The 12,082-nt window shown below is 66.8% G+C and carries 11 protein-coding genes; 7 read left to right on the top strand and 4 right to left on the bottom strand.

From position 1 onward, the window contains the following. Positions 1 to 205: 205 nt before the first annotated feature. On the top strand, positions 206 to 793 hold the full coding sequence (locus ACIRPT_RS23820) for a pyridoxamine 5'-phosphate oxidase family protein (RefSeq protein WP_403830253.1): 588 nt from the start codon (positions 206 to 208) through the stop codon (positions 791 to 793). Between the two features lie 359 nt (positions 794 to 1,152). Here the strand turns inward: ACIRPT_RS23820 and ACIRPT_RS23815 are convergent, their stop codons facing one another. The 3 genes from ACIRPT_RS23815 to ACIRPT_RS23805 form a co-directional block, all read right to left on the bottom strand. Then, positions 1,153 to 1,941, bottom strand: a complete 789-nt coding sequence (locus tag ACIRPT_RS23815) for a MerR family transcriptional regulator (RefSeq protein ID WP_403830250.1) — start codon at positions 1,939 to 1,941, stop codon at positions 1,153 to 1,155. Between the two features lie 40 nt (positions 1,942 to 1,981). Continuing rightward, complete coding sequence (locus ACIRPT_RS23810) at positions 1,982 to 2,896, bottom strand: alpha/beta fold hydrolase (RefSeq protein WP_403830247.1); 915 nt, start codon at positions 2,894 to 2,896, stop codon at positions 1,982 to 1,984. A 137-nt stretch (positions 2,897 to 3,033) separates the two neighbouring features. Continuing rightward, positions 3,034 to 4,638 (bottom strand): CocE/NonD family hydrolase, encoded by a 1,605-nt coding sequence (locus ACIRPT_RS23805; RefSeq protein ID WP_403830609.1) that lies wholly within the window; start codon positions 4,636 to 4,638, stop codon positions 3,034 to 3,036. A 180-nt stretch (positions 4,639 to 4,818) separates the two neighbouring features. On the opposite strand from ACIRPT_RS23805, the gene ACIRPT_RS23800 reads away from it, so the two are divergent. The 5 genes from ACIRPT_RS23800 (at position 4,819) to ACIRPT_RS23780 (ending at position 9,312) form a co-directional block, all read left to right on the top strand. Continuing rightward, positions 4,819 to 5,535 carry a TetR/AcrR family transcriptional regulator gene (locus tag ACIRPT_RS23800; protein ID WP_403830244.1) on the top strand — a complete coding sequence of 239 codons (717 nt, stop codon included), beginning with the start codon at positions 4,819 to 4,821 and terminating at the stop codon, positions 5,533 to 5,535. Positions 5,536 to 5,759: 224 nt separating this feature from the next. Then, positions 5,760 to 6,203, top strand: a complete 444-nt coding sequence (locus ACIRPT_RS23795) for a cupin domain-containing protein (protein ID WP_403830241.1) — start codon at positions 5,760 to 5,762, stop codon at positions 6,201 to 6,203. A gap of 426 nt (positions 6,204 to 6,629) precedes the next feature. Further along, positions 6,630 to 7,541: a hypothetical protein gene (locus ACIRPT_RS23790; protein ID WP_403830239.1), complete on the top strand. Its 912-nt coding sequence runs from the start codon at positions 6,630 to 6,632 to the stop codon at positions 7,539 to 7,541. Between the two features lie 143 nt (positions 7,542 to 7,684). Next, on the top strand, positions 7,685 to 8,452 hold the full coding sequence (locus ACIRPT_RS23785) for a TIGR04255 family protein (protein ID WP_403508773.1): 768 nt from the start codon (positions 7,685 to 7,687) through the stop codon (positions 8,450 to 8,452). Between the two features lie 8 nt (positions 8,453 to 8,460). Further along, complete coding sequence (locus tag ACIRPT_RS23780; RefSeq protein ID WP_403830237.1) at positions 8,461 to 9,312, top strand: hypothetical protein; 852 nt, start codon at positions 8,461 to 8,463, stop codon at positions 9,310 to 9,312. 526 nt (positions 9,313 to 9,838) lie between these two features. On the opposite strand, the gene ACIRPT_RS23775 is transcribed toward ACIRPT_RS23780, so the two are convergent. Beyond that, complete coding sequence (locus ACIRPT_RS23775) at positions 9,839 to 10,447, bottom strand: hypothetical protein (RefSeq protein WP_403830235.1); 609 nt, start codon at positions 10,445 to 10,447, stop codon at positions 9,839 to 9,841. A gap of 981 nt (positions 10,448 to 11,428) precedes the next feature. On the opposite strand from ACIRPT_RS23775, the gene ACIRPT_RS23770 reads away from it, so the two are divergent. Next, entirely contained in the window at positions 11,429 to 12,040 is a 612-nt protein-coding gene (locus tag ACIRPT_RS23770) for a peptidoglycan-binding protein (RefSeq protein ID WP_403830233.1), read from the top strand. Positions 12,041 to 12,082: the final 42 nt, after the last annotated feature.

Here is a 12,082-nt window from a genome sequence, read left to right as displayed (position 1 = left end):
CCCAGTGACCTCCGCGGGGCGGCCGCAGCACCGGCCAAGAGCGCCAGCCGCCCCGCCCCCCTTCCCCCCCTCGAGATCAGGAGAGTTCGAGCCCCCTCAACTCCCGCCCCTGCCAGCCCTGTTGACGGAAAGGACACCAAGGACCACGACCAAGCCGGACGGATTCATTAGACAGGCGAAAGGTTTTCCGACATCATCATTAGGCATGGGAAAGACATACGAACGCATCGACGGCCGGCTGCGCACTTTCATAGAGCAGCAGCCGATATTCTTCACCGCGACCGCCCCGCTGGCCGGCGACGGCACGGTCAACCTTTCCCCCAAGGGCCTCAAGGGCTCCTTCGCGGTGCTCGACGAGGAGCGGATCGCCTATCTCGACTTCGCCGGCAGCACTGCCGAGACCATCGCGCACCTTCGGGAGAACGGCCGGATAACGGTGATGTGGTGCGCCTTCCAGGGGCCGCCCAACATCGTTCGGGTCCACGGCCGGGGCGAGCCCGTCTTCCGTGACGACCCGCGCTTCGAGGAACTGCTCGCACACTTCCCGGGCATCGATCCGGCCCTGCACGGGCTGCGCGCGATCATCGTGGTGACGGCCGAACTCGTCCGAGACTCCTGCGGATACGGGGTGCCCTTCATGTCGTACGACGAAGACCGCGACCTGCACGGCAGGCGCTTCTCTCGCGAGGACGACGCCTCGCTGAGCGCGTACTTCGCCAAGAAGGACCACATCGCACAGAGCATCGACGGCCTGCCGGGGCTGCCACTTCCGCTGCCGCCCAGTAACTTCTGAGCACCTGTCCCTGACCCGGACTGCAGCGGTCCGCCGCTGCCGGACGGCGCTTGATGGGCGCGCCGAACGGTGGCCGGGACAGGTTCACCAGCACCACGTCGCCCAGGACCGCCTCGGCACACCTCGCACGCTCTGCCGCCTACTGGTCGAACGGCTGCACAACCACGAAGTCCGCCGGCACCGCCCGCGCCCGCCGCGACGTCGCCCAAGCACCCGAGCCGTTGTCCCGGCGGAGCACATGCAGAGCGGCTTCCTGTGCGACTCGGGGCGCGCGGGCCCGGCCATCTCGCCCTCGCACCTCGGGGTATGTCGCGGCAGCCGGACGTCGCACAACCTCCGGCAAGGCCGATGTGCGTGCGTCAGCCGTCGGACGTGACCAGGGTCCCGGCCCCGCTGCCGTGCCCGGCGGTTCCGCGCTGCCCGGCGGTTCGTCGCTGCTCGGCGCGGTGGGCGAGCGCATTGAGGATGCGTTGCCATGCCGGTGATGCCTCGTCGAAGATCCGGGAGAAGACCAGCTTCAGGTTCCCCGGCCGGCCGCCGTCCGGTTCATGGGTGATCTCCCATGCGTCCAGCTCGTCGATGAGCCGGTCCAGGCGGGGGTCGTGCGGATCCCAGTCGACTGACTGATCACAGGCGAGATACAGGCGCGTCGTCTCGGGGTCGTCGAATCTGGCGTTCTTGTCCCGTATCCGCTGCGGCATGGAGTCAGGGTCCAGTGCCTGCAGCAGGATCCAAGAGTCGCGTTCGAGTCGTACCCTGCGTTCGCTGACCCCGAGACTGCGCATGCGGTTCAGGATGGCGACCACCTCGGGGGGCAGTACAAGCCTTTCGCCGCTTGCCAGTTCGGTGATCCGGTGGCGGTATTCGGTGAGCTGGTCGATCTTGCGCTGCAACTCGCCGTCGATGTCGGTGATGGCCGCGGCGAATTCGGGCGGCTGCGCATGCAGCAGCGCGTCGATACGGGCCAGCGGCACGCCGGCATCGGCGAGGGTCCTGATCCGGATGAGATCCACCGCCGTCTGCGCGCTGTAGCGGCGGTAGCCGGAGGCATCGCGCTCCGGCTCGGGCAACAGGCCGATGTGGTGGTAGTGGCGAACGGTGCGCACGGTCACGCCGGCGGTCGACGCGAGCTGGCTGATCGTGAGCACCGTCCTCCTCGGGGCTTCGTCAAACGTGGTCGTGCCGAGTCTAGGCGCGAGCCGCCCGGCCGACGACGTCGCGGATCGCCTGGACCACGGCATCGGGGCGGTCGAAGCAGAGCCGGTGGTGGCTCGTGTCGGAGAGGATGCGTTGTTCCCCGTGCGAGACCGCGCTCACCAGGGCCGCGTCCAATTTTGTCCTGCCGTCATGCATCTCTCGCAACGTCTGCTCCGACGTCAGCGCCTGCTGGCCGGGGTCGGTACCGACCACGGTGAGAGCGACCACCGGGACGTCGGGAATGTTCGGCCCGGTCCGCAGTTCGGTGGCGAGTTCGGCCAACTTGGTGCGCTCGGCGATGCCGACGTGGGTCCATTTGTCACTCACCTTGGCGTCGAGCAGCGCCTGTCGCACGTGCTCCGGGTAGTCGACGAGCAACGCGGCGAACATCTCGCGCAGGGCCGGGCGCATCCGTTCCAGCTGTTCCAGATCGGGTCCCATCCGCTCGACCGCGGCCAGACTGGCCTCGGGAGGCATGGAGTCGTCCCAGTCGCGGTGGAAGGCGTCCAACCACACCAGCCCGGCCACCTCCTGCGGGTACAGCTGCGCGAACCGATGCGCGTAGAAGCCGCCGAGGGAGTGCGCCACCAGAACGTAGGGAGCGGCGATGTTCTGAGCGTGCATCAGCTCGTGCAGTTCCGTGGCGACCGCGGCGGCCGTGCGCGGCAGCGGGATCGGGTCGCTGTAGCCGGTGCCGCCACGGTCGTACAACACGGCGGTGGTGAACTGCGAAACCTCTTGCTGGACACCGAAATAGTCCAGGCCGACCGCGCTGGCGCCCGGCAGGAACACGACGGCCGGTCCGCCGCTGCCCGACCGGTGCACGAAAACGCGGCGGCCGTCGATCTCCTGGAACCCTCCGACCGGCGGCGCGAGCCGATCCGAGGAAGTGCTGTTGTTCGTCATGCGACAAGGCTCCAACCCTGACGCAGGGGCAGGGTCAACCGTTTGCGTCGCAGAATCCGAAAAGCGTGCGCAGCGGTTCCGCCGAGCCGAACCGTGGTGGACGGTCCGGCTCGTGAGCGGTTCCCCGGGTTGAAGGATTACGTGAGCCCACGGCTGTGGGGAAGGACCAGCGCCGAGTCCGTGTGGAGCGTGATACGCACCGGTACGAAGGTGGTGGCGTCCACCGGCGACTGCCCCGTGCCGGAACTGCGGGCGTAGCGCGGATGGGCGCCGCCGCTGATCTGCCAGCGTATGCGGTGCCCGACGGCGAAGCGATGGGCGGTGGAGCTCATCGGCACGGTGACCTGCGAGGGCTCATGTTCAGTGGTCCGAAGTTGGCCCAGCCCGTCACAGATGTTGACGGAGCAGCCGTCTGCGTCCACGTCGCACAAGCGGGTGAAGACGTCGGCGTGCCCGGTGTCCGTGGAGATGCTCAGCCGTGCGGAGACCGGGCCCAGGATGTCCACGGGCTCACTCAGCACAGGGCCGGTGAACGTCAGGACGTCGTCTCGGACTTCCAGGCTGCCGTTGTCCTGGAAACCGGCGGTGCCCGAGAGCAGAGGGCCGCCGAGGGACGGGGTGGGATCGGCCGGGTCGTAGCGAAACGTCGTCAGTGATGCGGAGGCCGTGGGGGCCTGCTGGGTGAGGTGTCCGCCGGGGGTGGGGTACCACGAGGTGGCGGCGGGGGCTGGTGGCCAGTCGTCGAGGTCCCGCCAGGCGTTTTCGCCGCCCATGTGCACGCGCACCGTGGTGGGGCGCAGGCTCGAGGGGTCGGCGTACAGGTGGGCGCGCAGCCATGCGAGGCTCTCGGCGAACACCTCGGGCCAGCCCTGTTGCAGCGCGGAGGTGTGGGTCCAGGGGCCGACGAGCAGGGCGGTGTCGCATCCGGCCTGACGCAGCCGGGCGTACTGCTCGAAGGTCTGGTCGGCCAGGGCGTCGTGCCATCCGGTGACCAGACTCGTGGGCACGCCCAGCCGCTGGGCCGGCTCCGCCAGCGACGCGCCGCGCCAGTAGGCGTCCGTGGCGTCGGGGTGGGTCATCACATCGTCCAGCCAGGGCACTTCGCCGCCGAGGGCGGACACGTGCGCCCCACGCAGGGGCTGCGCGGTGGTGACGTCGCGCAGGCGGCGCCGCAGGCGCAGTGTCGCCCTCAGGAACGGTCCCATGCCCTGGTGCTGGTAGGTCATGCCCACACCGACGGCAAGGGCGTTCTCCAGGCGTAGCGCACCGTCCGCGTGGAACAGGGCATGGGGATCGTGCAGGCCTACCTGCACCACCATTGCCTTCAGTTCCGGCGGCGGGTCCAGGGCAAGGGCCCATTGCACGTAGCCCAGGTAGCTGGGGCCGATGGTCCCCAGCTTTCCGTTGAACCAGGGCTGCTCGCGCAGCCACGACACCGTGGCCTGCCCGTCGCCTGCCTCATTGCGCCACAGGTCGAACGTGCCCCCCGAACCGCCGGTGCCGCGGCAGCTCTGCACGACCACGTGAAAGCCCTGTTCGGCGAAGAGCAGGCCGTACATGGCAGACCACGGCAGGCCCCGGCCGTAGGGCGAGCGGACGAGGAGGGTGGGGAAGTCGCCCTCCGCGCGCGGGAAGTAGTGATCAGTGATCAACGGGCTTCCGTCGGCGGCCGGCACCACCAGCCCCGGTTCCCGTCCCACATCGTGCCGCTTCGCCGGGAGGCCGCGCCAGGTCGCCCTCATCATCCGCGAGGACAGTGACGGCTTCCCGGCAGGTGGCACCCAGGCCGGCCCGGCCATGGGACCGGGCATGCGTGATGACATTGTTCCCCTCCTCCATTTACGTACAGTGTACGAGAATAGAGGATGCTTGGATGACCTTCGCAAGGGCCGCCGCGACAGCAAGGGAAGGAGCGCGAGACCGTGCCCCATGACGCACAACCCGGCGCCGCAGGCGTCGACCCCGAACAGCTCTGGCTGCGACCCACCGAGCCGCGCAGGGGCCGCAGACCCTCCTACAGCCGCGAGGTGATCACGGAGGCGGCCGTCACCTTGGCGGACGCGGAGGGACTCGAAGCGGTCACCATGCGGCGGGTCGCCGGCAAGGTCAACGCCGGCGTCATGTCGCTCTACAGCTACGCCCCCGACAAGGAGACACTGCTGGAGCTGATGGTCGACCATGTCAGCGGTGAACTGCCGACCACGACGCCACTCACCGGCGACTGGCGAGCCGACCTCAAGACCATCGCCCACCTCCAGCGCGCCCTCATGCTGCGCCACCCCTGGCTACCCGCGGCCCTGTCCACCCACCGCACCCCCGGCCCGCACACCCTGGCGTTCCTGGAGCACGCCCTCGCCGCCCTGCGGCCCACCGGACTGGACGGCGCGGCGAGGGTAGAGATCTTCGCCCAGCTCACCGGCTTCGTCACCGGGCATGTCCACCACGAAATCGCCCGGGCCACAGCCGCACGATCCCCTGACCAGAGCGCAGCCGAAGCCCGCTACCTCGCCGCCGTCGCCGCCGACGGTCGCCACCCGGAGCTCGCCGAAGCACTCTCGGCCCCCCAACGTCCCCTCACCCCCGAAGCCACCTTCACCCGGTTCCTCAACCGCCTGATCGACGGCCTCGAAAGAGACTGACCCACGCGCCCGTCACTGCGTCCCGCACACGACACCGCCGAGGAACCAGCCGATCCCGCCCTGGGCGATGAGGACTTCGTCGACGGACTCTTCGAGCTGAGCCGGTCGCCGGCGGCAGGGCCGGCCTCTTCCATTTGCCGCATCGGCAACAAGAGTTGCCGCACCCGGCATGGGAGTCGCAGCCTGTCCCCCATCAACGCCGTCGAAATCCGGGAGGCTGCACGATGACAACCCATGAAGGCGTCGGGACTGCACTGGGCGCTGGTGACAACGCCCCACTGAACAACCGTGTCCACCACGTTCGGTCCGGCGAGTTGGATGGCTATGCCGCCCTCAGCGGCGGCACGGTCGGTTCGAAGAACCTCTGGATGGGTCTGGTGGAGAACCCGCCGTTGAGCGCAACGGACAACCACCATCACGGCGATTCAGAGGCGGGGGTCTACGTGGTCAGCGGCCACCCCGTGTTCGTCTACCACGACGGCGCCCAGGAGGTACGGCTCGCCGCCGGCCCGGGCGACTTCTTCCTCGTCCCCCCGTTCGTCCCGCACCGAGAGGAGAACCCCGACCCGAACGAGCCCGCGGTGGTCGTCATCGCCCGGACTACGCAAGAGCCGATCAAAGTCTCCGTGCCCGAGCTGCACCAACTCAACGAGAAACCAACGCAGTAGAAGAAGGTGCGGCGATGGCGCCCAGCGCTCTGGCTGCCGCGCTCGACAGTCTCGTATGGTTCCGGCTGCGGCGCGGGCCTGGCAGCGTCCGTGCGGGGCCCCGACAGTGCGCCGGGACGTTGCCGGCGTGGCGCAAGTCCGCTGAGGCTTCCGTGACTTGCGGTTCTCGATGGCTTCGTCGGTACGGGCGGGGGCTGGGCTCTTCCCGCTTTCGGCGGGGGCGCGGGGCCTGTTCGTGCTGGAGGCGGGGCGTCACGACGGTTAGTCACATCATTTGTTGATCTATGGGAGTTGTCGTGAATGGTTACGCCATAGGACCGTATCCCTTATTGTGACTCTGCGTACTTCTTGGGTTACGGGAGTGCCGGGGGTTGTGATTCAGAAGCCTGACTTCGCCTGACGAAGCAGCGTGCGATCGGGGGTGTCATGGCAAGTTTTGTCGACGACGGCATGCCGTCAGCTCGTGAAGAGTGGCCGGAGGGAACTCTCGAAGGGCTGGAACAGTTCCGTCAGGGCGATGTGGTCCCGAGCCCGTTATTTGTCTATTTCGGCTCGCCGGGTGCGCCCTTGGTGGGGACATCGAAACGGTACGGCCAGTCGCAGTCGGCGGACATGCCCATGATGGTGGATCCGGTCGACGCCGCACCGTGGGCGATGATCACTACTGCGACGTGCGACATCGCCGAGCCGGATGTATTCAGACCCAGGAAGCCGTTTGTCCAGGTGGCACCCGTGGTGGATCTGGCTCACCTGGACGGCGGACAGCGGGGCCACATAGCCAACGGGAACATGGTGCATTTCGTCCACCTCCCGGCGCTGCACCTGCACACGTCCGGGTTCTGGGTGGCCGACCTGCGCTTCGATCAGCCGGTGGAGAAGAGCTGGCTTGCCCGGCAGCGCCCCGTGCAGGGCTTCGGCAGCGAGACCGAGCAGGAAGTGGTGGGAGAGGCCCTGTCGTGGCTGAGGCGTCGGCCGGCGATGGGAAGTGCGTTCATCGAGCGCGTCCAGCAGCCCGTGAACGACGCACTGGAGAGCCTGCGCCGGACCGACAAAGCGTTGTGGAAGACCGTTGACCGCGAGATCGCGGAGTGGGCCGTCGACTGCGACAGCCGGCTCGAGCCGACCCGCGCGAAGATCGTTCTCCTTTCTGCCGTGGAGGTCCTCAGCGGCGAGTGCGTGCAGTGGTGGCGGGAGACGGTGGACCGCCTCAGGACTTGCGCAGAGAAGGCTCTGATCATCGCCGGCCCCGAGTTCCAGCGGCTGGATGAGATCACCGTGACGGAGTACCGGGAGCTGACCGTGCTGGGGAAGCCGCACCGCAGCCTGAGCAAAGGGTAGCCGCACATTTTCAAAGAGTCACCGAACTGTCCTGTTTTGTGTTGACAGGAAGTAGATCCCCGCGAGACGATGAGGAGTGCAAGTTCGTGAAAGTTGCTGCTGCAAGCCAGGGGAGAGCTCGCTTCGGGGAGCGAGGTGGAGATGTGACAGGCTGGCTTACCGGCATTCCGCACGACCGCCCGCTCAAGCGACCACCCGTAGGCCTGGTCGTCTGCCAAATCCGGCACGAGACGGAATACGCAGCCAGCTCCATCGAGCGCGCCGTCAGCATCCGGGAGTCTCTCGACTGGCAGGTCCCCCTCAATGAACATGTCATTCAGGGGATAAACGTCCAGGTCGACCAGCACGTCAGCGTGCGCCCCAGCTCGGATCCCTTGGCCCGGGGCTGGCGTCTGCAGAATGGTGCCTGGCTGGTCACGCTGCAGAACGATCACTTCGCGATCGAGACCACGGACTATCCCGGGTGGGAGGAGTTCTCCGCCACGCTGGGCCGGCTGGTGAGAGCCGTACAGAAGGTCATCTGCCCCCGCGTCGAGAACCGTGTGGGGCTGCGGTTCGTCAATCAGCTCTCCCATCCCGAGGTCCGCACTCCGCTCGACTGGAAGCGCTTCATCGGAGAAGAGATCTTCCAGGAGAAGCTCTACAGCTCGGTGGGTCCCTCGATCAGTGCAGCGATGCAAGTGATGGAGTTTCAGCCCACTCCCGAACAGAGCCTGGTCGTCCGGCACGGCTTCCAGAAGGACGAGAGCACAGGCCGCTTGACCTACATCCTGGACAACGACTGCTCACACCAAGGAGCGCGCCCGTTCGAATCCGCCTCGATCATGGAAACGGCGGAAGAACTGCACACTTCGGCACTTCGCGCCTTCGAGAAAGGGACCACGGAGGCCCTGCGCGATTTCTACTCCTAGGGGGAAAAATGGGAGACGCCACAGCGGCACTCGAGGCATTCGCCGGGATCGACCAGACGCCGGTCTGCAGACCGCTGCTGGAAGGGCCGACACCGGGAAGCCTGCAGCCGGCAGCGGATGCCGCGGCCCAAGTGACCCAGAACCTCACCAGTGTTCTGGAGGCTCAGGCTCCCTCCGGCTGGCTCATGGCTTATCTGGATCTGTGCCGGCGAACCGTCACCAGAAGCGAAAGCCTGACGCAGTTGCTGGCACCACGCCCACTTTGCACATGGACCACCACGGTGCATGAGGAGGCAACGCTCCTTCCGGCGGTGGAGGTACCTGCCCACCCACCGCACCCGCCGGCAACCACAGCCGTTCCACCGGCCGAGCCGGCTGCCGAAGAGGGCCCCGCGCCACAGGACCGCGCCGCACGGGCCATCAAAGCGGTGAACGACATCGCGGGGTGGCTCGGGGTCAGCGAGGCCGAGGCCGCGCAACTGGCAGGCGGCTACCGCAGGTCCCTGTACAACTGGAAAAAGGGTATCCAGCCCTATGACGGCCCCACCCTGGACCTCTTCGAAACACACGCCTTCGTAGCCTCGCTCATCAGCGCACTCGGCACCACAGAGGCACGCGAATGGCTCGAGTCCAAAGCGGCAGGCGCGGCACGCACCAGCATGCTCAAGGACGCCGAAGGCCGCCGGAAACTCTCCAAACTCGCCAAGCCGATCCTCTACCCCTCCCCCGCCCCACCGCCCCGATGGGAACCGATCGAGGGCCTGCACCCCACCCCGCCCCCCGCCGCTGACACCGAAGAGCGCGAGGCCGAGCGGCAGCCGGTACACCTCATCGCCCCGCCCCCACCAGCCCAGGAATAGCGCCGCACTCAAGCGCTGCTGTATCGGGTGTGTGTCACCCTCATGGGTTGTTCACCGATGTCGCCTCCATCAGAGAACGCGGCGCGCATCGCTGCGCTGCGAGTTGCTGGTGGTGGCGACTGGTGCTCTCTCCTCTGCCTCCTGTCACATGGGAGAGAGCGAGGGGATGTCGGCAACAACTCGAACCGTCACGTGAGTGGGCATGTGGTTCGGGCCGGATCGATCCATGGTGATGTCGTCCTTCCCGCTGCCGCGCCGAGGCCTCCAGCTCCTGGCCATGGCCGCGGCCGTCCAGCCGGAACCTCGGTGAGGGTACGACTGCTGAGTGCCGCGGCCGCGGCTGGTGCCCGCCGCCCCCGGTCGAGCGGGGAACGTAAAGGATGTGGCGGCGCACGCATGGTGGTTGGCGGCCGGGCTGCGTTCTCGCCGCGTAGTGAGTTTCTGCACGGCTTCCGCAAGCCCCGTCGTGTGCGCCGTCCGCCCCATGCACCGACTTTGCCGCGACACCTGGGATGCGTGGGGTGATTCAGGCCGGTGTAGGTACGACGGCTTCCTCGGTGACGTCGGCAGCTTCGGCCTCTTGGGCGTCGGTGCTGCTCTCGGGCGCGGGTGTGGGGTGGGAGTAGAAGACGCTGCGCCCTTGCTTGCTGCGGTGTGCCAGCCCCTTGGCGACGAGCGAGTTTTCCAGGGTGTTGCGTACGACGGTCTCGCGCGCGGCGCGGTCGGGATGCTCCTGCGTCAGTAGCTGCGTCAACTCCGCTACCGTGCGCGGCTGCTCGCTGAGCAGCTCGAGGAGGAGGTCGACGCGGGTGGGGCTCTTGCTCCGTGCCTTGGCGCTCACTCGTTTGGCCGCACGCGGTTTCTTCGTGCCTCCTGGCGCCTTGGCCGCAGCGCTCTTCGATCGCGGCTTGGCGGCGGCTGCCTTCGCGCGTCGCGCGGCCGGCACGGTCGCCGGCTTCGCCGGCTGGGTGTCAGCTTCCGGAAACTGGGGTGTGTCAGCTTCGTTTCCGGGTCCTGTTCCGAGGTGTTCCTGGAGGTCTTCCAGCTTGGTTTTGAGCTGCTGGAGGTCGTCGATCTGTTGGGTGATGCTCTTCAGCTTGGCAGCTACGTGCTCAGCAAGTTCGGCGTCTGACATGGCACAGCCTGCTCTCTGTCCCTGCTCGGTCCGTGGTTGGCTGGATGTTACTCGCCTTTCTCCGCAATTACCCCATGTCCTGTCCGCTCAACGCGCAAGTGGCATCCGGATGTTCTCGGTGTCAGTCGAACCAGCCTCAAGCACGACGGTCACGGAATCGATGCCCCTGGTATGTCGTGTACTTGGCAGCGCACGAGCCGGCCAGGGGGAAATCGATAGCCGAGCCCTGCAGCTCACATGCGGTGACGCTGAAGGATCAACCAGTTTCGAGGCCGGCCGGCCCATCCCACCAACGACGAAGCACCACCCTGCTGGTGCGCCTGGTCAACCATGGACGTCACCGATGCCGTCCGCTTGCGTAATCACTGAACTCGTCCCCGAAGTAGGCCCGTTGTGGCACGTACGGCACCAGGCCCGGCTTGTGCCCCGGCCGCGGAAGCGGGCTGTGGGTGCGGCAGCGAAGCACCGGCTGGTGTTCATCGACCGGCTCCTGGTCACGCTCGTGCATTTCCGACAGGGGACTACGCACGACGTGCGGGCCTGCTGCGGACAAGGACGGCCGCGTCATGTTCTGCAGCACCGACCTGGCATCGGCACGGCAAATGTGAACACCGAGCCACACCGAAGGTCCCCGACGCCTCACCGCCTACTGTGCACGAGCTCGTTAGCACTCTGTTTGCCCGCTCCCTGACGTTGTCATATGGTGGCAATAACTGAACTTTCACGCCTCGCGAAGCCACCCCGCACTCCACGGAGGCGCGGCTAAGAGGATCCGTGATCTCCTCTGTATATGCGTGTCAATTTAGGAGAAGCTCGCAGCGGGAATTCCTTCCTTACCCGCAGGCACAGTTATCGCATTTCGGCAATACCTCCTCCCGGGTCGGGGATTCCGGCCAATTCTCGGCCCTCGATCCGACACCGTAATGCGCCATGCGGGCATGACTTCTGATCAACAAGTTAGAGGGGCGTCGGAAAATGAGAATGAGCCTGATCGAACTGCGCACCCTCGCCACACAGGCAGGGTTCACCGGCAATGACGTCAACATCGCGGCGGCCGTCGCCATGGCAGAGTCCAAAGGCGACCCAGTCATCATCGGAGACCAGGATCTGGTCGACAACAAGTGGGGGCCGTCCATTGGCCTCTTCCAGATACGCTCCCTCAAGCACCCAGGGCAGTTCTCCCCTCCGGACACACTCAGGATTGAGGGGAAGCTCAAGGACCCGCTCTACAACGCCAAGACGGCAAAGGCCATCAAGGACGCACACAACTGGAAGCAATGGTCCACGTTCGTGAGCGGGGCCTACAAGCAGTTCATGGATGGCCAGCCCGCCGGCCCCACCGCCTTCGAGCCGTTCCCTGGTGCGTCGTTCTTCCATACCGGACAGAAATCGCCGATCATCGCCGCGATGCACCAACGGCTCGTCGCCGAAGACTGCAACCGGTACCAGTCGAGCGCCAACGCCGACGTATGGGGCCCGGGCGATGTGAAGTCCTACGCCGCCTGGCAGGAGAAGCTCGGCTTCCAAGGCGACGATGCCAACGGCGTCCCCGGCAAGACCAGTTGGGACAAACTGAAGGTTCCCAACGTCTGACCCTCCTGGGGTGCTGCGCGCCGACGCCCACCTGCCTCTATC

Source organism: Streptomyces sp. NPDC101227 (assembly GCF_044767545.1).
Classification (GTDB): Bacteria; Actinomycetota; Actinomycetes; order Streptomycetales; family Streptomycetaceae; genus Streptomyces.
Note: the sequence above shows the minus strand (reverse complement) of the source record. Positions and strands in the feature narration are given on the sequence as shown.